Origin of the sequence: Streptomyces sp. NPDC053560, assembly GCF_044544605.1 — a bacterium.
GTDB lineage: Bacteria > Actinomycetota > Actinomycetes > Streptomycetales > Streptomycetaceae > Streptomyces.
In genome coordinates, this window is record NZ_JBITXI010000008.1 from 353,934 (window position 1) to 379,474 (window position 25,541).

Below are 25,541 nucleotides of genomic sequence, written 5' to 3' on the forward strand. Positions count from 1 at the left end.
GTCAGTCCTTCCGGAGGAGGGCGGTGGCGTTGCCGCCCCGTACGGCGTGGAAGTCGGGGTCCGGGAGTCCTGCCGCGCGCAGCGCGCCGACCGGGTCCTCGGTGCCCATGTCGAAGGGGAAGTCGGAGCCGAGAAGTACCCGGTCGGCGCCGGCGGCCCGGACCAGCGACCGCAGTACCTGCGGGTCGTGGACGAGGGAGTCGAAGTACAGGCGCGCCAGATAACTGCTGGGCGGCCGGGCGCAGCCGGCGGCATCGGTGCGGGCGGCCCAGGCGTGGTCGCTGCGGCCGATGTGGGTGGGGAGGTAGCCACCGCCGTGCGCGGCGATGATGCGGAGGCCGGGGTGCCGGTCCAGCACACCGGAGAAGATCAGATGGGAGAGCGCGACGGCGTTCTCGGTGGGCTGGCCGACGGTGTTGGACAAGTACCACCGGTCCAGCCGTGCGTCGAGCGTGCACCCGAAGGGATGCAGGAACAGCAGCGAACCGGTCTCCGCGGCCCTCGCCCACAGCGGCTCGTACGCCGGATCCGACAGCTCCCGGCCCGGCGCGTGGCTGGAGATCTCGACGCCCAGCAGCCCCTGCGCCCGCGCGTGGTCCAGCGCCTCGACGGCCAGGTCCGGGTGCTGGAGCGGTACGAGCCCCAGTCCCCGCAGCCGGTCGGGCGCCCGGGCGCAGTGCGCGGCCGTCGCCTCATTGGCCAGCCGGTACAGCTTCCCGGCCGTCTCCTCGTCCGCCCAGTAGTGGTAGTGCGACGGGGACGGGCTCACCAGCTGCACGTCCACACCCTGCGTGTCCATCGCGGTCAGCCGTACGGCGACGTCCGTCAGCTTCGGGAGGCGTGCGCGCACCATGGCACCGCTCACGGCGAGGGCCGCCGGTCCGTTGCGGCGCGCGTCGAGCGCTCTCGCCGCGTCGACGCCGGGTACCCCGGCGACCAGCGCCTCCACCTCGGGCAGCAGGACGTGCGCATGCACGTCCACGGTGCGCGCCGAGGCCCCTCCTTGCGCGGCGGGCAGCGCGTCGGCCGTCACGGCGACTCCCTGAGCATCGTCATGATCCGGGCCATCAGCCCGGGCACATCGGCGTCCCGTACCCCGTCGAGCTGCCACTGCCCGATCTGCACGGACGCGTCCACGACCGCCCGCACCCGTGGGACGCGGCGCTCGTAGTAGTCGCGGAACAGCGCGTCGTCCCAGGCCCGGCCGCTGGTGAGCAGCTCGGCGAGGACGAGGGCGTCCTCCAGCGACATCGCCGCGCCCTGCGCGAGGGTCGGTGGGCAGCAGTGCGCGGCGTCCCCGGCGAGCACGACCCGTCCCCGGTGCCAGGCGCCCTCGACCAGCAGCCGGTCGAACCACGCGTAGTTGACCCGCGCCGGGTCGGTGATCCGCGCGGTGATCTCCGGCCAGTGGCCGCCGTAGTGCCGCGCGAGCGCCCGCATCTCGTCGGCGTACGACTCCCGCGGGATGGTGGCGCGGTCGCGGCGGTCCTCGACGACGTAGGCGTACAGGGTGGTGTCGCCGGTGGGGCAGTACCCGGCGATGTGTGCCGGGCCGCCGTACGCGAGGTCGGTGCGGGTCACACCGGCCGGGCGCGGCGCTGCGACGCGCCAGATGGCCATGCCGGTCGGTTCGGGCCCGTCCGTGATGCCGAGCGCCGCGCGGGTGGCTGAGCCCATCCCGTCGGCGGCGACGGCCAGGTCGTAACGGCCCGCCGAGCCATCGGTGAACCGTACGGACACACCGTCGGCGTCCTGGTCGAGCGAGGCGGCCTTCGTCCCGAGGCGTACCGAAGCGCCGCTCGCGCGGACGGCGTCGATGAGGATCCGCTGGAGGTGCGGGCGTTGCATGCCGACGGTGGCGGGCAGCTCGTCACCGCCGGTGCGCAGGTCGCGCTGGACGTGCAGGACGGTGCCGTCCGGGGCGGTGATGCCGACGGAATCGAAACCGAAGCCGGACTCCGCCACTCGCTCCCACACGCCGAGCGTGTGCAGGACGCGCAGTGCGTTGCCCTGGAGGGTGATGCCGGAGCCCGCGGTGGCGTTCCAGTCGTCCTTGGCCTCGATGAGGTCCACCGCGATGCCGGCCCGGCGCAGCAGGACGGTGAGGGCGTTGCCGGCCGCGCCGCCGCCGATGACGAGGACGGTGGGGGAAGGGGGCATGGTGGTTTTCCTGGTTCTGCCGGTCACTTGACGGCGATCGGGTTGACGGGGGAACCGACGGCTCCGGTGATGGGCAGTGGGGCGGCGGTGAGCCAGAAGTCGTACACACCGTCGGCCGCGCAGTCCGCCGCGAGCGTGTCGAGGTCCCACATCTCGCCGATCAGCAGCCCGATGTGGGGGATGGCGACCTGGTGCAGCGGCTGGAAGGCGTGCGCGAACTCGTTGGGCCGTACCTCGAAGCCCCAGGTGTCGGTGGCGACGGCGGCGATCTCCGTACCGTGCAGCCAGCCCGCCGTGGTGAACGACAGGCCGGGCGCCGGCCCGCCCGCGTACTCGCCCCACCCCGTACGCCGGGTGCGCGCGAGCTGTCCGGTACGGACGAGCACGAGGTCGCCGCGCCCCACCGTCACCCCCTCGGCCTCGGCGGTCGCCGTCAGGTGCTCCTCGGTGACGGCGAAGCCGTCGGGCAGCTCCCCGTCGGTGCCGGCCACCCGGCCCACGTCCAGCAGCACCCCGCGCCCCGCGACGTACGGCGCCATGTGCTCGATGCCGGTGACCAGGTCGCCGTCGGAGGTGACGACCTCCGCGGCGGGGCGGCCGTTCCACGCCCTGCCGTGGTCGAAGATGTGCCCGAGCCCGTCCCACTGGGTGGAGCACTGGAGCGGCATGGCGATCACATCGTCGGCGCCGCCGAGGCCGTGCGGGAAGCCCTGGTGGCCCGCGGCGGCATCGGTGCCGGTGTCGAGCATGGTGTGCACCGGATTGGTACGCCGTCGCCAGCCCTTCTGCGGGCCGTTCATGTCGAACCGCTGGGACAGGGAGAAGCTGACGCCCCGCCGGACGAGGGCCGCGGCCTCCCGGCGATTGGCCGCGTCGAGGAAGTTGAGCGTGCCCAGTACATCGTCGTCGCCCCAGCGCCCCCAGTTGGAATACGCCTCGGCGGCCCGCGCGATCGAGCCCTCCGGATCGGTGCGGTCCACGGTCACGCCCCCTCGGCGACACAACGGGTGCGCTGCGCCCCGAGCCCGGTGATGGTGGCGTCCATGACGTCCCCCGCGCGCAGCAGCCGTCCCCAGTGCATGCCGTTGCCGGCCGGGCTGCCCGTCAGTACGAGGTCGCCGGGCAGCAGCCGGGCGGTCTGCGAGGCGTACGACACCACACGCGCCACATCGAAGATCATGTCCTTGGTGGACTCGTCCTGCTTGACCTCGCCGTTGAGCTTCAGCGTCACCCGCAGGTCGTGCGGGGCGCCGACCGAAGCCGCTGGCACGATCCACGGTCCGAGCGGGGTGAAGCCGGGCGCGTTCTTCGACCGCAGCCAGTCGGTGCCGATCTGCGGCATGTCGCGCCGGAAGACGGTGGCGCGGTCGGTCAGGTCGTTGGCGATGGTGTACCCGGCGACGTACTCCAGCGCTTCCGTCACCGGCACCCGGTGTGCGGCCCGGCCGATGACGGCCGCCAACTCCAGTTCCCAGTCGGGCTTTTCGGCCCATGCGGGCAGGGTGACGTCGTCGTACGGTCCGGTGACCGCGCTCGGCAGGCCGAGGAACACGTACGGCAGGTCCTCGGCCGCGCGCCGGTCCATCAGTGCGGCGGCCTCCGCGCGCGCCTCCTCGGTGGACCGGCCGTCGTCCGGATCGCGGTGTGCCACATGCAGGTCGATGACGTGCTGACGGTAGTTGGCCCCGGACTGGAACACCTGCCGCGGCTCGACCGGCGCATGCACCCGGAAGCCGGTCAGAGGTTGCCACGGCAGCCCGCCGTCTCCGGCGAGCCGGTGCAGTTCGGGCAACACCCCGGCCCACTCCGCCAGCACCCCACGCATCGTCAGATGAGGTGTGTGCAGGGCCGTCCGGAGATCGAGCACCCGCTCGTCCGGGGTGACCAGCGCGGGGAAGGCGGATTCCGCCGAGGACGAGCGCGCGGAGAGCGTGCCGAGCGCAAAGGGCCCGGCGAAGGGCGCGGATACCGGTGCGTGTGCGTGCGGGGACGCGGAGGGGGATTCCACAGACATGACCTTCCGTTGCGGTGCGACCAGTCTGGTCCCGCATCGGACAATCATGGAAATAGATTCCTTGGATCCCCACTATCCACCCCGTTTATGCTCGACGCCTGCGCCGCCCCATCGGCAGCACTGCCCTCCGTGTCCCTCGCACGCCACCTGGAGACCTCTTGAACCTGGCGAGTCTCGACCTCAACCTCGTCGTCGCGCTGCGCGCCCTGCTGGAGGAGCGCAACGTCACGCACGCCGGACACCGGGTCGGTCTCAGCCAGCCCGCCATGAGCGCGGCCCTCGCCCGGCTGCGCCGTCACTTCGACGACGGCCTGCTGGCCAGGGTCGGCGGCCGGTACGAACTCACCGCCCTCGGCCAGGTCCTGCTGGACCGCACCGCCACCGCCTGCGACCTGCTGGAGCGGGTGTTCACCAGCCAGGCGGACTTCGATCCGGCCACGGAGAGCCGCGAGTTCACCCTCCTGGCCTCCGACTACGCCGTCGCCGTCTTCGGCGCCGCACTCACCCGGGTCGTGCACGCCGAGGCCCCCGGCATCCGCCTCCGCTTCACCCACACGCCGAACACCGTGGTGGAGGACGCCGCCACCCTGCTGAGCACGGCCGACGGGCTGCTCATGCCGCACGGTATCCTCAGCGATCTGCCGGCCACCGACCTCTACCAGGACCAGTGGGTCTTCCTCGTCGCCGAGGACAACCCCGAGGTGGGCGAGCGGCTCACCCGCCAGGACCTGGCCCGCCTGCCCTGGGTCACCTACCAACGCACGTACGACGCGCCCGCCGTCCGCCAGCTGGGCATGCTCGGCATCGAACCGCGCGTCGAGGTCTCCGTCGACAGCTTCCAGCTGCTGCCCTTCATGGTCGCCGGCACCCGCCGTGTCGCACTGGTCCAGCAACGCCTCGCCCACCTCCTCGGCGGCGTCGCCCCGGTCCGCGTCCTGCCCCCGCCCTACGAAGCCGTCCCCCTCCAGGAGGCCCTGTGGTGGCACCCCGTCCACCTGCACGACGCGGCTCACACCTGGCTGCGCGACACAGCGGTACGCGTGGGCAACGGGCTGGCGGAGACGGCTTGAACGGTCTCCCCGCGGCCGGCTGAGAGACCGGGCGGGAACAGCGCAATCGTGCCTGCCCGTCCGGACGGCGCCGTGCCATGCTGACAACCGTCGTGCGCCGCGCGCGGTGCACGACAGACGTCCCTGACCGGTGTGTTCCGGGAGGCACGGTCATGTCGTTGCAACTGCTCCTGGGCTCTCGGCCCGCGCACCGCCGCCCCCGGCCCCGCGCGGCCGGAGTGGTCGCCGTCCTCATCCTTTTGCTGCTGGCGGCCGGCTGCTCCGGAGGGGGCGAGAGAGGGAGCGACGACGACACCTTCGTGTACCTGTCCAGCAGGGGGCTGGTGACCGAGTGGGACCCGGCGCGCTCGTACTCCGACGAAGTGGTGGCGCTGGCGAACATGTACGAGACCCTCACCCGGTACAACGCCCGGACCGGGAAGACCGAAGGGGTGCTCGCGACCCGGTGGACCACGTCCGAGGACCGCCGGACCTGGACCTTCACCCTGCGGGACAAGGTGCGTTTCCACTCCGGACGCCCGCTGACCCCCGAGGCGGTACAGGCGTCGATCGAGCGCACCATGAGGCTGAAGGCCAGCGCCTCCTACGTGTGGTACCCGGTGGAGAAAATCACCCCGGTCGGGAAGCGGCAGGTCCGCTTCGAGCTGTCCCGCCCGGCGCCACTGGACATCATCGCCTCCGCCACCTACGCGGCCTGGATCTACGAGGTCTCCGACGACGCCGGGGACTACCGGGCCACCGCCCGCGGCACCGGGCCGTACACCGTCGCCTCGTGGAACCCGGGCAGTGAGAACGAAGTGGAGCTGACGGCCTTCAAGGACTACTGGGGCGGGTGGCGCGGCAACCGCTACACGAAGGTGGTCTTCCGGTCGGTGCCGCAGTCCTCCACGACGGCGCAGCTCATGAGCTCGGGTGAGGGGAACTACGCCGGCGGGCTGCCGCCGCAGCTCCTGGACACGGTGCGCGGCCGGCCGAACCTCACCGTGTACGAACGGCCCTCGTGGCAGACCCTGATCGGCCTGCTGAACACCCAGAAGAAACCGCTGGACGACGTCCGGGTGCGCCAGGCGGTCGCGAACGCGCTCGACTACGGGGAACTCATCAAGGCGAGCAGGGGCGCCCTCGTGGCCTCCGACGGCGTCATCCCCGAGGGCATGTTCGGGCACACCACCACGCTGGACCTGCCGGGTGACCAGGACCGCGCCCGGAAGCTGCTGAAGGAGGCCGGATACGGCCCGGGCAGCGGCCGGACCATCGAGCTGGAGATGACCTATCCCGCGGGCGAGGACACCATCCGCACCCTCGGCGACCTGATGAAGGCGCAGCTCCGCCCGTTCGGCATCGACCTGAAGGTCGAGGGGCTGGCCTGGGCGTCGGCGCAGTGGCCGCGCGCCAAGGACAAGGACCCGGACAAGCGCCAGGACATCTTCGTCATGTGGTGGTGGCCGGACGACCCCGAGCCGCTGTCGTACTTCCGCAACGTGTTCCGCAGCGAGAAGGAGATCTCCTACAACCTCGCCTACTACTCCAACCCCGAGCTCGACCGGCTCATCGACCGGGTCAGTGCGCTCCAGGCGACGGATCCGGACGAATCCGTGCGGACCTACCGCACGATGCAGGAGATCGTCATCAGGGACGCGGTGCAGCTCTTCCTCGGCACCAATGTCTATCAGCGGGTGCTGGACAGGGACGTCAAGGGCTACGTCGACAACCCGGCGTACGCGAACGTCGTGTTCGTCCACGACCTCACCCACCAGTAGCCGCCTGCACCAGCCCGGGGGTGGACATGAAGCGTGCCCGGAACGGCCGCGGTCTGCCGGTGATCCGTTACGCGGCCCGCCGTGCGGCGCTCTCGGTCCTGGTCGCCACCGGAGTGGTGGTGCTGACGTACTTGATCGCCCGGGTGGTGCCCAGCGACCCGGCCGGGGTCTGGGCGGGGCCGCGGGCCTCGGCCGTGGAACGGGCACGGATCCGGGCCGAACTGGGGCTGGACCGCCCGGCAGCCGAGCAGATCGCCTCGTACGTGGCCGGGGTGCTGCGCGGCGACTGGGGTCTGTCGGTCCTCACCCACCGCCCCGTCCTCACCGATCTGCTCACACTGCTGCCCAACACCCTGCAAGTGGTGCTCGCCGGACTGGTCATCGGGCTGGCGGTGGGCCTCCCCGCGGGACTGGCCGCCGTACGCTGGCACGGCAGGACCCCCGACACGGTGGTGCGGTCCGGTGCGCTGCTGAGCGCCTCGATACCGACGTTCTTTCTGGCACTCCTGCTGCAGACGATCCTCGCGAGCCGGCTCGGCCTGCTGCCGATCGCCGGCAGCCACGACCGCGCGGTGCTCGCCGCCCACCCGGTGACCACCGTCACCGGTCTGCCCCTGCTCGACGCCGTCCTCACCGGCAACGGGACGGCGGCCGCCGACCTCTTCGGCCACCTGCTCCTCCCGGCCCTCGTCGTGGCGTCCTACCCGGCGGCCGTCGTCGCCCGCATGGTGCGGGCGAGCCTCCTGGACGCGGCCGGTGAGCCGCACATCCAGATGGTGCGCTCCCTCGGCTTCCCCGAGCGGGCCGTCCTCGGCCGCTTCGCGCTGCGGCTCGCCTGGAACCCGGTCCTGCAGCTCCTCGCGCTGATCTTCGGGTACTCGCTGGTCAACACCTTCCTCGTGGAAGCGGTGTTCGACTATCCGGGGCTCGGCCGGTACGCGGCCGACGCGGTGCAGTCCCTCGACGCACCGGCCGTCGTCGGCGTGACGCTCCTGGTCGCTCTGCTGTACCTCGCCGCGAACCTGGCCGTTGACCTGGCCCAGGCGGCCCTCGACCCGCGCATCACCCTGCGGTGAGGTGGTGGGCGATGACACGGGCCACCCGGGGCGGCCGAACGGCACTGGTTCTCGTCACCGGTGGTGTGGCGCTCGTCGTCCTCGTCGCACTGCTCGCACCCGTACTGGCCCCGTATCCGGCGGACGCGACCGGTGCCACCGAGACCGCTCGCATCCTGCGCCCGCCCTCCGCGGCCCACTGGTGCGGCACCGACGAACTCGGCCGCGACGTGCTCTCCCGGGTGCTGTACGGCGCGCGCGTCGGCCCGGTCGTCGCGGTGACCGTGGTGACGGTCTCGCTGCTCGTGGGCACCGCGACGGGGCTGGTGGCCGGCTACTTCGGCGGATGGATCGACGAGGTCCTGATGCGCCTCACCGACGTCTTCCTGGCAGTCCCCGCCCTGCTGCTGGCCCTGGCCCTGGCCACGGTGCTGACGCCCGGTCCGGTGGGGCTGACCGTCGCGCTCACCGTGACCTGGTGGCCGTGGTACGCCCGGCTGGTGCGCGGTGAGACCGCGTCGGTCGCCGGCCGGCCGTACACCGAGGCGTGCCGGGCCCTCGGCCTCGGTCACCGGCGCATCCTGCTCCGCCACGTCCTGCCCAACGCCTCGACCCCCCTGCTGGTCCAGGCATCGACCGATGTCGGCGGAGTGCTGCTCGTCACCTCCGCACTGTCCTTCCTCGGCCTGGGCCCGCAGCCGCCCACCCCGGACTGGGGCCTGATGGTGGAGCAGTCGCAGAACTACTTCACCACGCAATGGTGGATCGGCACCTTCCCAGGCCTGGCCATCATGCTGGTCGCGGCCCTCTTCTTCCTGCTCGGCGACGTGCTCCGCGACCGCCTCGACCCGCGGCACACCCCACGGATCCGGCCGTGACCGCCGTGCCCCTCCTGGAACTGCGCGACGTCCGGGTCTCGTTCGGCCCCGAGCCGGCCGAACCGGTACTGCATATCCGCGAACTGGTGCTGTGCCGGGGCGAGTTCCTGGGCGTCGCGGGGGAGAGCGGCGCGGGCAAGACGACGGCCGGGCTGACGGTGCTGGGACTGACCCACCACGCGGGCGCCCGGGTGACCGGCAGCATCCGGTTGGCCGGGGAGGAGCTGGTCGGGCTGCCGGAACGGCGGCTGCGCCGGCTGCGCGGCTCCGCCATGGCGCTGATCCCGCAGAACCCGGCCGCCGCCTTCAGCCCGGTCCTGCCGGTCGGTACGACCGTGCTGCGCGCGCTGCGGCTGCACGGCTGTACGCGAGCGGAGGCGCGCCACCGGGCCGCCGCCGGGGTGGAGCGGGTCGGCCTGCCCGCCGGTCACCTCGCCCGCTACCCGCACCAGCTCTCCGGCGGCCAGCTCCAGCGGGTGGCGATCGCCCTGGTCTCGGCCCTCAGAGCGCGGCTGCTCATCGCCGACGAACCGACCAGCGCGCTGGACGTGACGGCCCAGGCGCAGATCTGCACACTGCTGACGGAACTGCGCGCGGCGCACGGCACGGCCGTGCTGTTCATCAGCCACGACCTCGCGCTGCTGGCCGGGCTCTGCGACCGGATCGCGGTGCTGCACCAGGGACGGGTGATCGAGGACCGTCCCGCCGCCGACCTGGTTTCCGCGCCCCGCGCCGACCGCACCAGAGAACTGCTGGCCGCGGCCCCGCGGCTGGGCGGCCCGACGGCATCCGGCTCCGGGGACGGGCCGGCGGGGACGGAGCCGGGAACGGGGAGTGGTGAGGGAACGGGGAGGGGTGAAGACACGGCGTAGGACGTATCGACGGGTGAGGTGAAGGGGCGGGGGCCGGTGGTGCTTGAGGCGCGCGAACTGACCGTGGTGTACGGCGGCACGGCCGTGGTGGACGGCGTGAGCCTCACGCTGCCCGAGGGCCCGTACGGTCTGGGGCTGATCGGGGAGAGCGGCTCGGGCAAGTCGACGGTGGCCCGGTGCCTGCTGGGCCTGGTGGCGCCGACCAGTGGGACGGTGCGTTTCGGCGGCGTCGACGTCAGCGGGCTGCGGCGGTCGCGCCCGTACCGGCGTGCCGTACAGATCGTCGTGCAGGACACCGAGGGCGCCCTCGATCCGCGCATGCGCGTGGGCACGGCGATCTCGGAAGTGCTGCGCGCACACCGGATGGTGCCGCGCGGTGCCGAGGCCGGACGCGTCACCGAGCTGCTGGCCGACGTGGGCCTGACAGCCGCGCACGCGGCACGCTTCCCGCACCAGCTCTCCGGCGGCCAGCGCCAGCGGGCGGCGATCGCCCGCGCGCTGGCAGTGCGGCCACGCTTCCTGGTCCTCGACGAACCCACCAGCGCGCTGGACACGACCGTCCAGGCCCGCATCCTCGACCTCCTTCGGAGGCTGCGTACCGAGCACCGGCTGTCCTGCCTGCTGATCTCCCACGATCTCGCGGTGGTGGAACAGCTCTGCCCCCACGTGATCGTGCTGCACGGCGGACGGGTGGTCGAGGAAGGCGCCCTCGCCGACGTGCTCCACCACCCGCGGCACCCCGCCACCCGCACCCTGCGCGACGCCGTACCACGCCTCGTCCCCGGCACCGACCACCCCACGCCGCAACCGTTCCGTCCGCAGCGATTCCCGCAGGCGTAGTCGCACGACCTACAGTGATCCGATGCCTCTCATCGAAGTCACCCACGCGCCGCACGTCCCCGAAGAGACCCTCCGCGAACTGGCAGCGGTGCTGCCGCACCTGGTCTCCGAGGCGGTGGAGTGCCCCGAGGAGCCGTACGACGGGGACCTGCAACCGGGCGATGTGGAGATCCGGTTCCGGCGGCTGGGACCGTTGGACCGCAGCGGGCTGGACGTGGTGGTGGAGGTGCGGTCGAAGTGGTTCGAGAGCAGGGCCGCCAACCGTCAGGAACGCACGGACCGGCTGCACCGCGCCATCGAAACCGCTACCGGGCTCCGCGAGTTCGGCGTCTACCTCTCCCTCCCGGTGGCCGCGTGGTCACAGGGGGAGTGTCGCACTGCCCACGACGCCCTACCGCACCGCACAACGGGCTGCGGCGCGAAGCACGCACCGCAGGCCGCCCCGGTGTCGTAGTGCCGACCCTCAAGCGGGGCTGTTGCGCAGCTCCGTGAGGGACTGTTCGGTCAGCGGCCGCGGGGCGCTGTCCGGGGCGACGAGTACGACGGTGCAGGTGGCACTGTGCGTGAGGGCGGTGGTCAAGCTGCCGTCGGCGAACTGGGTGAGGGGGCCGCGCGGGGAGCGCCCGATGGCGACGGTGCGGGCGTGCACGTCCGCGGCGTGCTGGGCGAGGACGCGGCCGGCGGCGGCGTGATCGCCGACGCTGGTGAGGATCTGGCCGGTGGCGGGCACACCGAGGCCGGCGAGCCGGTCGAGGTGTGCGGTGACGGCGGCGCGGGCCTGGTCGTCGGTCTCGGTGTCGACGGCCTGTTCCTCGACCACGGCGGTCTGCTGGACGTGCACGACCTCCAGTGGGCTGCCGGTGTCGCGGGCGAGGCGGGCGGCCGCGTCGACGATGGCCGCGGCCTTGTCGTGGCCGCCGACGGCGACGATGACGCGAGGTGCGTCGGTCGGGGCGGGGGTGCCGATCGGGGTGAGGGCCGGGGCCACCGGCTCACTGTCACCGGTGCCGGCCTCGGCCCGGCGGAGCAGCCGGTGGCCGCTGGCCAGGACAGGGATGGCCAGCAAGAAGGTGACGGCGCCGAGGTAGAACGGGACGCTCAGATCGGTGGCCTCGGCGAGCTTGCCGGCGACGTACGGGGCGAGGCCGCCGCCGATGAACCGCAGGAACCCGTACGCGGAGGAGGCCACGGGCCGCTCGACGGGGGAGACGAGCATGACGGCCTGGGTGGTGAGGGTGTTGTTGATGCCGATGAACGCGCCGCTGACGATGACGGCGACGACGACCACGGTGGGGGTGGTGACACCGGCGGCGATGATCGCCATGACGATGCCGAGGCCGCACAGGTTGGCGTACAGAACGGGGGCGGTCCCGTACCGGGCCTGCAGACGCGGGGCGAAGAAGACGCTGAAGGCCGCCACCAGCAGGCCCCAGCCGGTGAAGACGAGCCCGAGCTGATGGGCGCCGAGCTTCATCGGGTACGGGGCGTAGCCGAGCATGGTGAAGAAGCCCCAGTTGTACAGCAGGGCCATGAGGCCCATGGTCAGCAGCCCGCGGTGGCGCAGTGCCTTCAGCGGCGCGATCGGTGAGGTGGGCCGCTTCGGCTTGGGCAGGTTGGGCACGAAGGCGAGGGTCGCGACCAGGGCGATGGCCATCAGGACGGCGACGCCGAAGAACGGGCCGCGCCAGCTGATGCTGCCCAACTCGCCGCCGAGCAGGGGCCCTACGGCGATCCCGAGGCCGAGGGCGGTCTCGTACAGGATGATCGCGCCGCCGAAGCCGCCGCTGGCGGAGGCGACGATGACGGCCAGCGACGTCGCGATGAACAGGGCATTGCCCAGGCCCCAGCCGGCGCGGAAACCGACGATGCCGTTGATGGAACCGGTGGCGCCGGCCAGGGCGCTGAAGACCACGATGATCGTCAGGCCTATGACCAGGGTGCGCTTGGCGCCGATCCGGCTGGAGACCCAGCCGACGATCAGCATGGCGACCGCGGTGACGATCAGGTAGCTGCTGAACAGCAGGGACACCTGGCTGGGCGTGGCATGCAGACTGTCGGCCAGGGCGGGCAGGATCGGGTCGACCAGGCCGATGCCCATGAACGAGATGACGCAGGCGAACGCCACGGCCCAGACGGCCTTGGGCTGCCGGAACGGGCTGGCGGCCTTTCCTTGCGATGCACTCATTGCGCTTCACTCCCGTGAGAACAGGTGGGGGAGGGGGACAGTGCTCAGGCGGGTCAGGAACGGGTCTGGCGGTCCTGGATGGCGCGGGCCAGCGCGGGCAGTGCGACCTTCACCGCCTGCTGCTCCGGCTCGCTCAGCTCCTCGACGAGCAGCTGGAGGGCGTGCGTACGCTCCGCTCGCCGCTGCCGGAAGATCTCCAGCCCGGTGTCGGTGGCCTCCACCAGCACCCCCCGGCCGTCACTGCTGTCGGCAACGCGCCGTACGAGACCGGCGCGCTCCATGCGCGTGACGACCTGGGTCATGTTCGGCTGGGAGACACCCTCGGCCCGCGCCAGCTCGGTGAGCCGGTACGGCCCCTCACGCCCCAGCCGCCCCAGCGCCGACGAAGCCGCCGTACTCAGCCCACCGGCATTGGCACTGTGCCGCACATGCCGAACCAGCCGCTCCACGGCCCCCATCAGCTCCTCGGCCGATATGTCGTCGTCCATGACCCGCTTATGCATAACGTCATTATGCATATACGTGTAACATGAAACAAGGCTGCTGCGGACTGGAGTGCCGGGCGACTCCCCGTGACCAACTCCGGGGCTGAGTTGTGATGTTGCAGCTATCTGTCGATTCCGGATGAGTCGGTAATATCAAGTGTCTTCTGCTCATACGCCGGACAAGTGCGAACTCTCGGGCGACGAGCGTGGGCTCCGTTTCGGCAAGATCAGGAAGAACGGTCATGAACCCGTACAGTCCCTCGACTCGGCAGTTACCCCCGGCGCGGAGATGGTGGCGGAGCACCCCCGCCGCTCTGGGGTTGTTGGTGCTGGTGGCGCTCATCGGCGCGGTCAGCTTTCCCCTTGGATTTCTCGCGCTGATCGTCGTCATCGTGCTGCTGTGGATCCTGCCGCCGTGGCGCTGGTTCGCCCGGGCCGGAGCGAGCGTCGGGGCGTTCTTCGTGCTGACGATCGGCGCGGGCCTCGGCGGTCAGCTGGATGATGCGGAAAAGGATGCTTCGCAGCAGGTGGCGGCGGCGCCGGCGACGACTCCGCGGGCCTCGGCCAGTGCGACGCACGCCGTAAAGGTGCCGGCACTCACCGGCGAACGTCTCGACGAGGCGGAGCGCCGGGCGCGCGCAGCCGGCCTCACCGTGAGCCACCACGACGCCTCGCCGGAGGGCCGGGCGATCATTGCGCGGTCCGGCTGGCTCGTGTGCTTCCAGCAGGGCGGCGAGGACGGCGGCAGGACCCTGGACCTCGCGGCGGTCAAGCGGGGCGAGCCGTGCCCCGAACGGGACGGTGAGGAGCTCGCCTGGCCCACGATGCCGGATCTGCTCGGCAGGACGTGGCAGACCGCCGTGACGACGCTGACCGACCTCGGAGTCGACGAGGACGAGATCGAAGCAGCGGCTCACTACCTCAACGACGCGCTGCCGGACGACGCGTACGACGACTGGCGAGTGTGCGACCAGGACCCCGCGGAGGGCGAGGACATCACCGCGGAGGTGACCCTGGAACTGGCGCATCCGGATGCCGGCTGCACCGCCGAGGGGTCCCGGCTGGGCGACAAGGATCACGACGGCCGGCCCGACTACCGGGACTCGACCGACGACCGTCGCACCGCCGGCGGGAGCAGTTCATCGGGAGGTTCGGCCACCGACGACGGCGGGTCGAGCGGCACTGGCGGCTCCGCCGGCAGCGGCGGGTCGGGCAGTGGGGGCTCCGCCACCAGCGGCGGGGGCGGTTCGTCGTCCACCGGCGGCAGCACGGGAGGCGGCGTCGGCACGGTCCACCCGGGTGCCTTCTGCGCCCCGGCCGGCGCGACCGGCGTCACCACCGCGGGGACACCCATGGTGTGCGGACCGGCGTCCGACGGCCGCAATCGCTGGCACAGCTCCTGACGTACGTACGCACGTACGGCAGCCGGTCGTCGGCTGATGCCACGCCGCGACCGGCTGCCGCCGCCGCACCCGATACGCGCGGAGCGTCGTGCCTATGCCCTTTTCCCGCCCGTTCGGGCAGAGATGCGGTGACCGCTTCGATGGGCCCACAGCCCGCCTGAACGGGCGGGAAACGGGCACGTGACGGGGGGATTCGGGCGGGCTCCGGGGGTGGGGAGAGGACTGACGTGCTGGGTTGCGGGGCGTCGTGTGGCAGAAACGGGCACGGGATGCGTTGTGGGGAGGCTGGTCAGGACACGGAGTGCTTGTTTGAATCACACCCACTTGCCCGAACGGGCAGCGTGTCGACCTGGACGCAGGAGGAGTGTGATGGACGCCGCGGGACGCCGCAGGGGCATGCTGGAGCTGGTCCGGCGTACGGGCTCCGTCGACGTCGTCCGACTGGCCGGGGAGTTCGGGGTCTCCAAGGAGACGGTGCGCCGGGACCTGAACATTCTGGAGGACCAGGGGCTCGTGCGGCGCACGCACGGCGGTGTGTACCCCGTGGAGAGCGCGGGTTTTGAGACCACGCTGGCCTTCCGTGCGACACAGCAGGTACCGGAGAAGTCGCGCATCGCCGCTGCCGCGGCGGAACTCCTCGGGGACGCCGAGACGGTGTTCGTGGACGAGGGGTTCACTCCGCAGCTCATCGTCGAGGCACTGCCGTACGACCGGCAGCTGACCGTGGTGACGGCTTCTCTGGCGGTGGTGAGCGCCCTCGCGAACAGGCCCAAGACCGCCGTCCTGCTGCTGGGCGGCCGGGTACGCAACGGCACGATGGCCACCGTCGACCACTGGGCCGTCCGCATGCTCTCCGACTTCGTCATCGACCTCGCGTACATCGGTGCCAACGGCATCTCCCGCGCCCACGGCCTCACCACGCCCGATCCCGTCGTCGGCGCGGTCAAGGAGCAGGCGATGCGGTCGTCCCGGCGGCACGTCTTCGCCGGCGTGCACACCAAGTTCGGCACCGCGAGCTTCTGCCGGTTCGCCGATGTCGCGGCGCTGGAAGCGATCGTCACCGGGAGCGGTCTGCCGGCGGCGGAGGCCCACCGCTACCAGCTCCTGGGGCCCAAGGTCATCCGTGTGTGAAACCCCTGCCCGCCACCGGCCCGGCCGGCGCACTGCCCCCGCTGTACCGCATGCCCGGCGTCCCCCGCCCTTCGTCCACCGTCCCCGAGTTCCTGGAGCCACCATGCGCAGTCAGACCCGCCGGAGGATCTGCGCGACCATAGCGGCCGCCACCGCGAGCGCGCTGCTCGCCGGCTGCGCGGGAGCCGGCGGCGCCGGCACCGACAGCGACGCCGTGAACGTCCTCATGGTGAACAACCCGCAGATGATGGATCTGCAGAAGCTCACCGCCAAGTACTTCACCCAGCAGACCGGCATCAAGGTCAACTTCACCGTGCTGCCCGAGAACGACGTCCGCGACAAGCTGAGCCAGGACTTCGCCAACCAGGCGGGCCAGTACGACGTCGCCACCCTCAGCAACTACGAGACCCCGATCTACGCCCGCAACGGCTGGCTGCGGAACCTCGATGCCTACGCCGAGCGCGACAAGGACTTCGACCGCGCCGACCTCCTCCCTTCGGTGCGCGAGGCGCTCAGCGACGCCGACGGCAAGATGCACGCCGAGCCCTTCTACGGCGAGTCGTCCTTCCTGATGTACCGCAAGGACGTGTTCAAGAAGAAAGGGCTGACGATGCCTGCCCACCCCACCTGGCGGCAGGTGGTGGACCTCGCCGCGAAGGTGGACGGTGCGGAGAAGGGCATGCGCGGCATCTGCCTGCGCGGGCTGCCCGGCTGGGGCGAGATGATCGCGCCCCTCACGTCGGTGGTGAACACCTTCGGCGGTACGTGGTTCGACGACAAGTGGCGGGCCAGGCTGACCGACCCCGGCTTCCGCAACGCGACGAAGACGTACGTCGACCTCGTACGGAAACACGGCACGGCGGGTGCCGCGCAGTCCGGCTACGCCGAGTGCCTGAACAACATGACGCAGGGCAAGAGCGCCATGTGGTACGACGCCACGGCCGGGGCCGGTTCGCTGGAGGCCAAGGGGTCACCGGTCAAGGGCAAGGTGGGCTATGTGGCCGCGCCGGTGGAGAAGACGAAGTCCTCCGGCTGGCTCTACTCCTGGGCCTGGGGCCTGCAGAAGGCTTCCAAGAAGCCGGACAAGGCCTGGAAGTTCATTTCCTGGGCGTCCAGCAAGGAGTACGAGCAGCTGGTGGGCAAGGAGTTCGGCTGGGCCAACGTACCGGCCGGCAAGCGCGCCTCCACCTACCGCAACCCCGCGTACAAGAAGGAGGCCGGGGCCTTCAGCGAGGTCGCCCGCAAGGCGATCGTCGAGGCCGACCCGCGCGATCCGGGAGTGCAGCCGCGCCCGGCGCCCGGCATCCAGTTCGTCGGCATCCCGGAATTCCCCGACCTGGGCACCAAGGTCTCCCAGGAAATCAGCGCGGCCATCGCCGGGCGCCAGTCGACCGACGAGGCACTGCGCCGTGCGCAGGAGCTGGCCGCCGTCGTCGCCAAGGACTACGAGGGGCGGGACACCCAGTGAGCACCGTTGCGAGCACCTCCACCCCGCCGCGGGGACGCGGCGCCGCCAAGCCGGCCGGCCGCTCCGGCGGCCCGTCCGACCGGCTGCGCGCCTGGGCCGCACGCGGCCCGCTGCTGCCCGCGCTGGTCTTCCTGATCCTGGTCACCCAGCTGCCGTTCGTGGCCACCCTGGTGATCTCCCTCTTCAAGTGGAACGCCTACTACCCCGACGAACGGAGCTTCACCGGGTTCGCCAACTACCAAGAGGTGCTGAGCGAACCGGCGCTGCGCGACTCGGTGCTCACCACCGTCCTGCTGACCGTGACCGTGGTGCTGGTCAGCCTCGTGCTCGGCCTCGGCCTCGCACTGCTGCTGGACCGTTCGTTCGCCGGACGCGGCATCGTCCGTACGATGCTCATCGCGCCCTTCCTGGTGGTGCCCATCGCCGCTGCGCTGCTGTGGAAGCACGTCCTCTACAACCCCGAGTACGGCCTGTTCAACGGCCTGCTCCACTGGGTCTTCGGCGACGGCGCCGCGCAGCCCGACTGGATCGCGGAGATGCCGCTCGGCGCGGTCGAGGCGGCGCTGGTGTGGCAGTGGACCCCGTTCATGATGCTGATCCTGCTGGCCGGGTTGCAGAGCCGGCCGGCCGACGCCATCGAGGCGGCCCGTATCGACGGTGCGAGTGCCTGGCAGATCTTCCGCTACCTCACCCTGCCGCACCTGCGCCGCTACCTGGAGCTGGGCGCACTGCTGGGCTCGGTGTACGTCGTGCAGAACTTCGACGCCGTCTACACCATCACCTCGGGCGGCCTGGGCACCGCCAACCTGCCGTACACCATCTACCAGACCTTCTACCAGGGGCACGAGTACGGCCGGGCCTCAGCGGCGGGCGTACTGGTGGTCATCGGCTCCCTGATCATCGCCACCTTCGCCCTCCGGGTGGTTTCGTCCCTGTTCCGTGAGGAGTCCGCCGCATGAGCGCCAGCGCCCCGACCACCGGTGCCCGCCGGACGAGTGCCCCGGCCACCTCCGCCCGCAAGCCTCGTACCGCCAACACCCTCCTCGGCCTGCTCGCCTGGCTCTGCGCGATCGCGTTCTTCCTGCCGGTCGCCTGGATGGCGCTGACCTCGTTCCACTCCGAGGCGGACGCCGCCACCAACCCGCCTTCGCTGGGCGCCCCGCTCACCCTGGACGGCTACCGCGAGTTCTTCGGCGTGGGCGGGGGCGCGAGCCCCTGGCCACCGCTGGCCAACTCCGTGACGGCGAGCGTGGTGTCCACCCTCCTGGTGCTGCTTCTCGCGCTCCCGGCGGCGTACGCGCTGTCCATCCGGCCGGTGCGCAAGTGGACGGACGTGTTGTTCTTCTTCCTGTCGACGAAGATGCTGCCGGTCGTCGCCGGCCTGCTGCCGATCTACCTCTTCGCCGAGCAGACGGGCCTGCTGGACAACGTGTGGCTGCTGGTCATCCTGTACGCCTCGATGAACCTGCCGATCGCGGTCTGGATGATGCAGTCCTTCCTGCGGGAGGTACCGGTCGCCCTCATCGAGGCGGCCAAGGTCGACGGCGCCCGCCTCCCCACGGTGCTGGCCCGCGTCGTCGCACCTGTCGCCGCGCCCGGTATCGCGGCCACGGCGCTGATCTGCTTCATCTTCAGCTGGAACGAGCTGCTGTTCGCCCGGGTGCTGACCGGTGTGGTCGCCGAGACCGCCCCCGTCTTCCTGACCGGCTTCATCACCAGCCAGGGCCTCTTCCTGGCCAAGGTGTGCGCCGCTTCGCTGGTCATCTCCCTGCCGGTGCTCGCCGCCGGCTTCGCCGCCCAGGACAAGCTCGTCCAGGGACTCTCGCTCGGTGCGGTGAAGTAGCGGCCGCGACGCCTACGGCGAAGGCCGCCCGGCAGTGTGCGCCGGGCGGCCTCCAGAAGCGGGTCCAGCGGATGCCGGGACCCGGCGCTAGCGGATGTTCACGTCGATGCAGGCGTAGAAGGCGTTCGAGGTGTCGGCGATGTTCCACACCGCGAGGACCTTGTGCCGTCCGGTGGCGCTGCCGAGGTTGACCTGGTGGGAGACCGTCTCGGGCGGCTGCTGGCCGTTGCCGTTGATGGTGGCGACCTTGGTGCCGTCGACGAAGTACTCGTAGGTCGAGGTGCGGTGCCGGGCCGTGAACTTCCAGTTGAAGGTCGTGGTGCGGCTGACGTCGCTGACCTTCCAGCCCTTGCTGTCGTCGTCCAGCTCGGCGAATCTGGAGTTGCCGCCGCTGCAGCTCTTCAGGCCCTTGGGGCCCTCGACGCTCTGCGGCTCGTACTTGATGGCGCCGCACGAAACGGTGCCCTTGGCGCACTGCTCCTGGCGGCTGGCCGGGGCGTTGACCCAGCCGTGTGCGGATGCCGAGCCGGTCGGCAGGGTCAGGGCGAGGACCGGGGCCAGTGCCGCACCGATGGTGGCGGCCAACTTCCGCTTGCTGTCCATGCGTTCTCCTTCATGGGGGTGGTGCATGGGATGGGGGCTTGCGTGAAGTTCTCCGGCGGTGAGGGGGTGCGAGAGCCGGATTAGTCTAGACCATAGCGCTTGACGGGGGTCCGTCAAGCGCGCCCGTCCGGCGATCTGGCGACTGCGGCACGGCTACGGCAGGGCCTGCTCCAATAGTTCCTGGAGGCGGAGCCCGCGGTGGGCATCCGTGTCGGTGCTGCGCCCGGCGCGTACCGCCGTGGCGAACTCGCGGCGGAGGACCGGCCAGCACTCCTCGTGGTCCAGCTCGGCGGTGTCGTAGCTCAACTCGCCGTCGGGGCCGAAGAGTTCGATACGGGTGCGAGCGCGCGGCAGCCGTACGGTACCGGACAGCGAAGCCTGGCTCACGGCACCGTTCTCGTGCTCGCAGGTCAACTCGATCCAGTGCCGTGGGTCTCCGGTGCCACGTACGGACGCCACCGGGCCGACCGCGAGGTCCAGCAGGTCGAGCAGGTGCGGGCCGAGGTCGAGCAGTGCGCCGTGTTCCAGCCGCCAGGAGGTGGCGAAGTCGCCGCCGAGGAAGGCGCCGTGCAGGTAGCAGGAGCGCGCGCCGGTGGCCGCGAACTCCCGCGCCTCGGCCAGGAAGGCGCGGGTGGCCGGGTGGTACCGCTTGGTCAGCACCAGTTGCGTGACCACGCCGCTCTCCTCGACCGCCTCGGTGACGGCACGCGCCGAGGCCAGGTCGGGGCCGAGCGGCTTCTCCAGCAGCAGGGCCTTGCCGGCCCTGGCGGCGCGTACGGCCGCTTCGGCCTGCACGGCGGGCGGTACGGCGAAGGCCACGGCCTCGCACCGGTCGAGGAGTGCGTCGAACGAGGCGGCGACGGGCGCCCCGTAGGCGTCGGCGACCTCCGCCGCCGCCTCGGGCCTGCGGGCCCAGACGCCCGCGAGCTCGGTCTCGGGCCCGGCGGCGAGCATCCGGGCATGCATGGCGCGGGCCCAGGGCCCGGCTCCGACGAGGCCGACCCGCACGGGGCGGTCGGTCCAGGACTCGGTCACGTACAACTCCGTAACAGGGCTGAGGCGTAGGGCAGGGGTGGGTGATCAGGCCGGCAGTGCCGCGAGGCGGGCGTCCGCGCGGTCCGGGGCATAGAGGTCCTCCACCACCATGGCCGCGGCGCCGAGCAATCCGGCCCGGTCGCCCAGCCGGGAGGTGACGACCTGGAGGTGGGCGGTCGTACGGGGCATCGCGCGCTGGTACAGCAGCTCGCGCACGCCGGTGAGGAACGGGGTGCCCGCGAGGTCCCCGGCGATCACCAGCACCCCGGGGTTGAGCAGTGTCACGACGGTGACCAGCACCTCGCCGACCCGGCGGCCCGCCTCCCGCGACAGCCGCACGGCATCCGGCTGGCCCGCCGCCAGGTGCTCGCGTACGTCGGAGCCGGAGGCCGTCGGGACGCCCGCCTCGGCGAGCTGCTGGGCCAGTGCCCGGCCGCTGGCGACCGCCGCGAGACAGCCGTACGAGCCGCACATGCACAGCGCGTCCGGGCAGTCGTGCAGCCGGATGTGGCCGATGTCGCCGGCGCCGCCGTCGATGCCCCGGTACATCCGGCCGCCGACCACGACCCCGGCACCGATGCCGGTGGACACCTTGACCAGCAGGAACGCCGAGCAGTCGGGATGACCGTCGCGCTGCTCGGCGTAGGCCATCAGGTTGGCGTCGTTGTCGATAAGTACGGGCACGGAGTCGCCGTCGGCGCTGACGTGCTCCGCGTACGCCCGGCGCAACCGGTCCCGGATGGGGTAGCCGTCCCAGCCGGGCATGATCGGCGGCTGGATCACCAGGCCGGAGTCCCAGTCGACCGGGCCCGGCACCGACAGGCCGATGCCGCAGACCCGCGCGGGGGCGGTCTCCGCCTGCTCCAGCAGCGTGGCGAACCACTGGCCGAGTTGGTCCAGCACCGACTCCGGGCCGTCGCCGATCACCAGCTCGCCCGAGCGCTCGGCGAGTACGGTGCCCGCCAGATCCAGCACGGCCGCCCGGGCGTGGCGGGTGCCGAGGTCGGCCGCGAGCACGACGGCGTGCTGCGCGTCGAACTCCAGCCGGGCCGAGGGCCGGCCGCCCGTGGACCCCTCGACCGGCTCGGACGCGCCCTCGCGCAGCCAGCCGGCGGCGAACAGCTGGTCCAGCCGGTGGCCCACCGTCGATCGGGACAGTCCGGTGGCGCGCTGCAGTGCGCCACGGGTGGTGGCGGTCCCCTCGCGAATGAGGCGCAGCAGGTGGCCCGCGCTGGCCTGGTTGGCGTTCATCTCCTCGTTCCCCGTTTCAGCTCTTGTCGGCGCCGCTGGTCAGCCCCTCCGTCAGCAGGCGCTCCGCCGCGAAGAAGAGCAGTACGACGGGGACCGTCAGCACCACCGATCCTGCCATGAGCACCGTTTTGGATACTTCCACCCCGTTGGACAGCAGCTGGAGGCCGAGGGAGACGGTCCACTTGTCGGGTGAGGCGGCGAGGAAGAGCAGGGCGAAGAGGAACTCGTTCCAGGCGATCATGAAGATGTAGAGCCCGGTCGCCATCAGTGAGGGCAGGGCCAGCGGCAGCACCACCTTGCGTACGGTCTGCAGGCGGGAGCAGCCGTCCAGCGCGGCGGCCTCCTCGATGCTGTACGGGATGGTGGCGAAGTAGTTCTTCATCATGTAGATCGACACGGGCACGGTCTGCGCGATGTACACGAGGGCGAGGCCGGCCAGGCTGCCCTGGAGGCCCATCCGCGCGAACATCACGAAGAGCGGCACGGCCAGCAGGGTCGCCGGGAAGAGGTACACCGCGAGGAAGAGTGCGCTGACCTGGCGTCCGCCGAAGAACTTCAGCCTGCTGATGGCGTACGCGCCCGGGATCGCCGCGAGCATGGTGAGTGCGACGGTGCCGAGCGAGACCAGCGCGGTGTTGCCGAGCATGCCGAGGAAGCCCTGGCCGCCCTCGGAGGTGGGGCGCAGCACTTCCTCGTACGTGGCGAGCGTGAAGTCCTTCGCCGAGACCCACAGCTGTCCGGGGTCGAGCAGCAGGGCGTCGATCGGCTTGACCGACAGCAGGAGCATGTAGCCGAAGGGGACGAGGGTGATCAGCGCGAGGAACGCGATCACCACCCGGCGGGCCACTGCGAAGAACCGGTCCTCGAAGCGGGCCCGGCTCATCCGCGGGCGGGCCGCGGCGCGGGGAGCCGCGGTCTCGCGGGGTGGCGTCGGGGCAGGACGTGTCGTCGTCGCGCTGTTCATCACGCCTCCTCCTGCGTCTTCTTGGCGAAGAACGCGAAGTACACGCCCAGCAGCGCCATGAGGATCACGGCGAGGACCAGGGCCTGGGCCGCGGCTGCTCCCACGTCGAAGCGGGCGGTCAGGAAGTCGTACACCCGCACCGCCACCACGTCGGTGCCCGAGCCGCCGCCGGTGAGCAGATAGATGTCGTCGAACTTGTTGAACGTCATGATGAACCGCAGCACGCAGAGCAGCGCGATCACCGGCATCAGCTGCGGCAGCAGCACATGGCGGAACCGCTGGGTGGGCGCGGCGCCGTCCACCTTCGCGGCCTCCTCCAGCCCGTCGGGCACCGCCTGGAGGCGGGCGAGCAGGAAGAGGAAGGCGAAGGGGAAATAGCGCCAGGTCTCGAAGGCGATGACGGTGAGCAGCGCCAGCGGCACGTCGAAGTGCAGCCCGAGCAGGCTCACCTCGTACGAGCGGGTGGACAGGAAGGCGATCGGGTCGTCCCAGCCCAGCAGCCTGGTGCCCCAGTCGTTGACGATGCCGAGCTGGGGGCTGAGCGCCACCTCCCAGACGAAGGCGACGGCGACGACCGGCGCCACGTACGGCAGCAGCATCGAGGCGCGCAGCAGCCCGCGGCCGCGGAAGGGCTTGCGGAGGGCGAGTGCGGCGATGAGGCCGAGGACCACGGAGCCCGCGGTGGAGCCGACGGTGTACAGCACCGTGGTCCACAGGCTGGACCAGAAGCCGGGGGAGCCGAGGACCTTGCCGAAGTTGTCCAGGGACCAGTTGCCCAGCAGGCTCATGCCCTGGATGTCGACGAGCCTGGCGTGCTGGAAGGCCAGCAGCACGGTCCACAGGATGGGCAGTACGACGACGACCAGGACCACGACGAAGGTGGGGGAGACGAAGGCGAGTCCGGCGCGGTTCTCCCGGGCTGCGGCGGTCTGCGCACGGCGTGGCCGGCGGCCGGTGCGTGGTTCGCTGGGGGCTGTGGGGGCGGCGTTCACTGGAGCGACTCCTTGAGGGCGGTGACTTCCTCGTCGGCCTCGCGGGCCGCTTCGTCCGGCGGGGTCTGCCCACTGGTCATCTCGCCGAGGGCCTTGGGGACGGGGAGTTCGCCGTTGGTGGCACCGACGAGGGCGCCCTCGCCCTGCGTGATGCCCCAGCGGCGCATGCCGCTGACGCCGTCGGCGATGCGGTCGAGCAGCCGGTCCGAGTAGAGGGCGTCGAGGGGCTTGCGTACCTTCGCCTCGACGCCGAGCCGGCTGTGGTGCCAGGCCCGGATGTACTTGTCCGGGTCGTCGGCCGTGCCTTCGCGGACCGGGATCTTGCCCTCGGGCGCCATCCCGAACCAGTCCCCGTACCCGGCGCCCATCATGTACGTGATGAAGTCGCGGGAGGCGTCATGCTCCGCGCTCTTGGTCACCGCCCACGACGTGACCTCGCCGAACTGTGCCGGCTGCTTTCCGTCGGGGCCCTTCAGCCCGGTGACGATGCCGCTGTTGTCGGAGAGGAAGGACGGGTCCTTCTTGCACTCCGGGCAGCTGGGCGTGGCGTCGGCGCGCAGCCCCGTCAGCTCGTCGAGGAGGAACGAGGACCAGACGAGCATCGGCGAACGGCCTGCGAAGTAGGTGGCGCGCGTGGTGTCGAGCGTCTGGGTGCCGGGGGTGCCGTGGTCACGGGCGAGCGACCGGTAGGTGGCGAAGCTGCGGCGGCACGCCGGCGAGTCGAGCGTCACCTTGCCTTTGCCGTCCACGAGTTGGCAGTCGTTGGCGAGGGCGAGGCTCTCGAAGCTCTGCTGGGTGAAGGCGTCCCCGGGGTCGCTGGCGACGGATATGCCGTCCATGCGCCCGCGGTCCAGCTTCCGCGCCGCCTTGAGGAGCGAGCCGTAGCTGTCGGGTGCGGACAGGCCGGCCTTCTTGAACAGGTCCTTGCGGTAGACCAGCAGCTGGAGCCAGGCGTCCGAGGGCACGGCGAGCGGCGTGCCGCCGTCGGAGGCCAGCCGCAGGGCGTTGGCGTTGAAGGTGCCGGTGCCGAGGTCCTTGACGATGTCGCCGGCGAGCCGGGTGTCGAGCAGCCCGTTGCTGTACATCTGCCAGGTCTGGCCGAGGGGGAGCGCGGCGATGACGTCGGGGAGGTTGCCCGCTGCCGCCGCCGACATGATCAGTTGAGGGAGCTGCCCCTCGTCCACACCGACGAGATTCACCTCGACGCCGGTCTTCTTCTCGAACCGCCCGACCACCTTCCTGGTGGCCGCCATCCGCGCGGGCAGATTCTCCTGGGTCCACACCGTGATCTTTTTGTCCGGCGCCGTCCGCCCGTCCGCCTGCCCTGCCGAGCAACTCGTCAGCAGGGCGGCGGCCAGTGCCACGGCGAGCCCTGCCGCGGTCGGCCTCGACCGTCGGGACCACATACGCATGCCACGTCCTCACAGCGCTTCCGTTTATTTGGTCTGCATCTCAGCACCAGTTTTGTCTATTAACAAGACGTAACCCTGATGTATCTTCGACGAAACCGCTGAACTTACGTCCCTTCGGAG

General features: G+C 71.3%; 24 protein-coding genes. 12 read left to right on the forward strand and 12 right to left on the reverse strand.

The window, feature by feature from the left end:
- Window position 1: 1 nt before the first annotated feature.
- From ACIGQF_RS21410 to ACIGQF_RS21425, 4 genes are read right to left on the reverse strand one after another with little or no spacing between them, the layout of a single operon-like run.
- Window positions 2-1,033, reverse strand: a complete 1,032-nt coding sequence (locus ACIGQF_RS21410; RefSeq protein ID WP_399712357.1) for an amidohydrolase family protein — start codon at window positions 1,031-1,033, stop codon at window positions 2-4.
- Window positions 1,030-2,160, reverse strand: a complete 1,131-nt coding sequence (locus ACIGQF_RS21415; RefSeq protein WP_399712360.1) for an FAD-dependent oxidoreductase — start codon at window positions 2,158-2,160, stop codon at window positions 1,030-1,032. Before ACIGQF_RS21415 ends, ACIGQF_RS21410 begins: the two co-directional genes overlap by 4 nt.
- Before the next feature lie 23 nt (window positions 2,161-2,183).
- A complete protein-coding gene (locus ACIGQF_RS21420) occupies window positions 2,184-3,146 on the reverse strand; it encodes a cyclase family protein (protein WP_399712363.1) in 963 nt (320 codons plus the stop codon).
- Window positions 3,143-4,174, reverse strand: coding sequence for a fumarylacetoacetate hydrolase family protein (locus tag ACIGQF_RS21425; RefSeq protein WP_399712366.1), 1,032 nt, complete (start codon window positions 4,172-4,174; stop codon window positions 3,143-3,145). Before ACIGQF_RS21425 ends, ACIGQF_RS21420 begins: the two co-directional genes overlap by 4 nt.
- A gap of 158 nt (window positions 4,175-4,332) precedes the next feature.
- On the opposite strand from ACIGQF_RS21425, the gene ACIGQF_RS21430 reads away from it, so the two are divergent.
- From ACIGQF_RS21430 to ACIGQF_RS21460, 7 genes are all read left to right on the forward strand, one after another.
- Window positions 4,333-5,244 carry a LysR family transcriptional regulator gene (locus ACIGQF_RS21430; RefSeq protein ID WP_399712369.1) on the forward strand — a complete coding sequence of 304 codons (912 nt, stop codon included), beginning with the start codon at window positions 4,333-4,335 and terminating at the stop codon, window positions 5,242-5,244.
- A 152-nt stretch (window positions 5,245-5,396) separates the two neighbouring features.
- On the forward strand, window positions 5,397-7,004 hold the full coding sequence (locus ACIGQF_RS21435; protein ID WP_399712372.1) for an ABC transporter substrate-binding protein: 1,608 nt from the start codon (window positions 5,397-5,399) through the stop codon (window positions 7,002-7,004).
- A gap of 26 nt (window positions 7,005-7,030) precedes the next feature.
- Entirely contained in the window at window positions 7,031-8,080 is a 1,050-nt protein-coding gene (locus tag ACIGQF_RS21440) for an ABC transporter permease (RefSeq protein WP_399712375.1), read from the forward strand.
- 11 nt (window positions 8,081-8,091) lie between these two features.
- Window positions 8,092-8,937: an ABC transporter permease gene (locus tag ACIGQF_RS21445; RefSeq protein ID WP_399712378.1), complete on the forward strand. Its 846-nt coding sequence runs from the start codon at window positions 8,092-8,094 to the stop codon at window positions 8,935-8,937.
- Window positions 8,934-9,809 carry an ATP-binding cassette domain-containing protein gene (locus ACIGQF_RS21450; protein WP_399712381.1) on the forward strand — a complete coding sequence of 292 codons (876 nt, stop codon included), beginning with the start codon at window positions 8,934-8,936 and terminating at the stop codon, window positions 9,807-9,809. Before ACIGQF_RS21445 ends, ACIGQF_RS21450 begins: the two co-directional genes overlap by 4 nt.
- A 36-nt stretch (window positions 9,810-9,845) precedes the next feature.
- Window positions 9,846-10,649 carry an ABC transporter ATP-binding protein gene (locus ACIGQF_RS21455; protein ID WP_399712384.1) on the forward strand — a complete coding sequence of 268 codons (804 nt, stop codon included), beginning with the start codon at window positions 9,846-9,848 and terminating at the stop codon, window positions 10,647-10,649.
- Between the two features lie 22 nt (window positions 10,650-10,671).
- Complete coding sequence (locus tag ACIGQF_RS21460) at window positions 10,672-11,103, forward strand: hypothetical protein (protein WP_399712387.1); 432 nt, start codon at window positions 10,672-10,674, stop codon at window positions 11,101-11,103.
- 9 nt (window positions 11,104-11,112) lie between these two features.
- On the opposite strand, the gene ACIGQF_RS21465 is transcribed toward ACIGQF_RS21460, so the two are convergent.
- Both ACIGQF_RS21465 and ACIGQF_RS21470 read right to left on the reverse strand, forming a co-directional pair.
- Complete coding sequence (locus ACIGQF_RS21465; protein ID WP_399712390.1) at window positions 11,113-12,834, reverse strand: MFS transporter; 1,722 nt, start codon at window positions 12,832-12,834, stop codon at window positions 11,113-11,115.
- 53 nt (window positions 12,835-12,887) lie between these two features.
- Window positions 12,888-13,337 carry a MarR family winged helix-turn-helix transcriptional regulator gene (locus tag ACIGQF_RS21470; RefSeq protein ID WP_399712393.1) on the reverse strand — a complete coding sequence of 150 codons (450 nt, stop codon included), beginning with the start codon at window positions 13,335-13,337 and terminating at the stop codon, window positions 12,888-12,890.
- A 224-nt stretch (window positions 13,338-13,561) separates the two neighbouring features.
- Here ACIGQF_RS21470 and ACIGQF_RS21475 point away from each other — a divergent pair, with 224 nt between their 5' ends.
- The 5 genes from ACIGQF_RS21475 to ACIGQF_RS21495 all read left to right on the forward strand — a co-directional run bounded on the left by ACIGQF_RS21475 (window position 13,562) and on the right by ACIGQF_RS21495 (window position 19,164).
- Complete coding sequence (locus ACIGQF_RS21475; RefSeq protein ID WP_399712396.1) at window positions 13,562-14,722, forward strand: PASTA domain-containing protein; 1,161 nt, start codon at window positions 13,562-13,564, stop codon at window positions 14,720-14,722.
- Window positions 14,723-15,091: 369 nt separating this feature from the next.
- Entirely contained in the window at window positions 15,092-15,853 is a 762-nt protein-coding gene (locus tag ACIGQF_RS21480; protein ID WP_399712400.1) for a DeoR/GlpR family DNA-binding transcription regulator, read from the forward strand.
- Between the two features lie 103 nt (window positions 15,854-15,956).
- Window positions 15,957-17,321: an ABC transporter substrate-binding protein gene (locus tag ACIGQF_RS21485; RefSeq protein WP_399712403.1), complete on the forward strand. Its 1,365-nt coding sequence runs from the start codon at window positions 15,957-15,959 to the stop codon at window positions 17,319-17,321.
- The gene (locus ACIGQF_RS21490; protein ID WP_399712406.1) at window positions 17,318-18,280 is read left to right on the forward strand and encodes a carbohydrate ABC transporter permease; all 963 of its coding nucleotides are present in this window, start codon (window positions 17,318-17,320) and stop codon (window positions 18,278-18,280) included. Before ACIGQF_RS21485 ends, ACIGQF_RS21490 begins: the two co-directional genes overlap by 4 nt.
- The gene (locus tag ACIGQF_RS21495; RefSeq protein WP_399712410.1) at window positions 18,277-19,164 is read left to right on the forward strand and encodes a carbohydrate ABC transporter permease; all 888 of its coding nucleotides are present in this window, start codon (window positions 18,277-18,279) and stop codon (window positions 19,162-19,164) included. The genes ACIGQF_RS21490 and ACIGQF_RS21495 overlap by 4 nt, the downstream gene beginning before the upstream one ends.
- 87 nt (window positions 19,165-19,251) lie before the next feature.
- Here ACIGQF_RS21495 and ACIGQF_RS21500 read toward each other — a convergent pair whose 3' ends face one another.
- From ACIGQF_RS21500 to ACIGQF_RS21525, 6 genes are all read right to left on the reverse strand, one after another.
- The gene (locus ACIGQF_RS21500; protein ID WP_399712413.1) at window positions 19,252-19,767 is read right to left on the reverse strand and encodes a lytic polysaccharide monooxygenase auxiliary activity family 9 protein; all 516 of its coding nucleotides are present in this window, start codon (window positions 19,765-19,767) and stop codon (window positions 19,252-19,254) included.
- A gap of 153 nt (window positions 19,768-19,920) precedes the next feature.
- Window positions 19,921-20,802, reverse strand: coding sequence for a Gfo/Idh/MocA family protein (locus tag ACIGQF_RS21505; protein WP_399712416.1), 882 nt, complete (start codon window positions 20,800-20,802; stop codon window positions 19,921-19,923).
- Window positions 20,803-20,847: 45 nt separating this feature from the next.
- Window positions 20,848-22,053: an ROK family protein gene (locus ACIGQF_RS21510; protein ID WP_399712420.1), complete on the reverse strand. Its 1,206-nt coding sequence runs from the start codon at window positions 22,051-22,053 to the stop codon at window positions 20,848-20,850.
- Window positions 22,054-22,069: 16 nt separating this feature from the next.
- The gene (locus ACIGQF_RS21515) at window positions 22,070-22,936 is read right to left on the reverse strand and encodes a carbohydrate ABC transporter permease (RefSeq protein WP_399712644.1); all 867 of its coding nucleotides are present in this window, start codon (window positions 22,934-22,936) and stop codon (window positions 22,070-22,072) included.
- 80 nt (window positions 22,937-23,016) lie between these two features.
- The gene (locus ACIGQF_RS21520) at window positions 23,017-24,009 is read right to left on the reverse strand and encodes a carbohydrate ABC transporter permease (protein ID WP_399712423.1); all 993 of its coding nucleotides are present in this window, start codon (window positions 24,007-24,009) and stop codon (window positions 23,017-23,019) included.
- On the reverse strand, window positions 24,006-25,421 hold the full coding sequence (locus tag ACIGQF_RS21525; RefSeq protein ID WP_399712426.1) for an ABC transporter substrate-binding protein: 1,416 nt from the start codon (window positions 25,419-25,421) through the stop codon (window positions 24,006-24,008). The genes ACIGQF_RS21520 and ACIGQF_RS21525 overlap by 4 nt, the downstream gene beginning before the upstream one ends.
- Window positions 25,422-25,541: the final 120 nt, after the last annotated feature.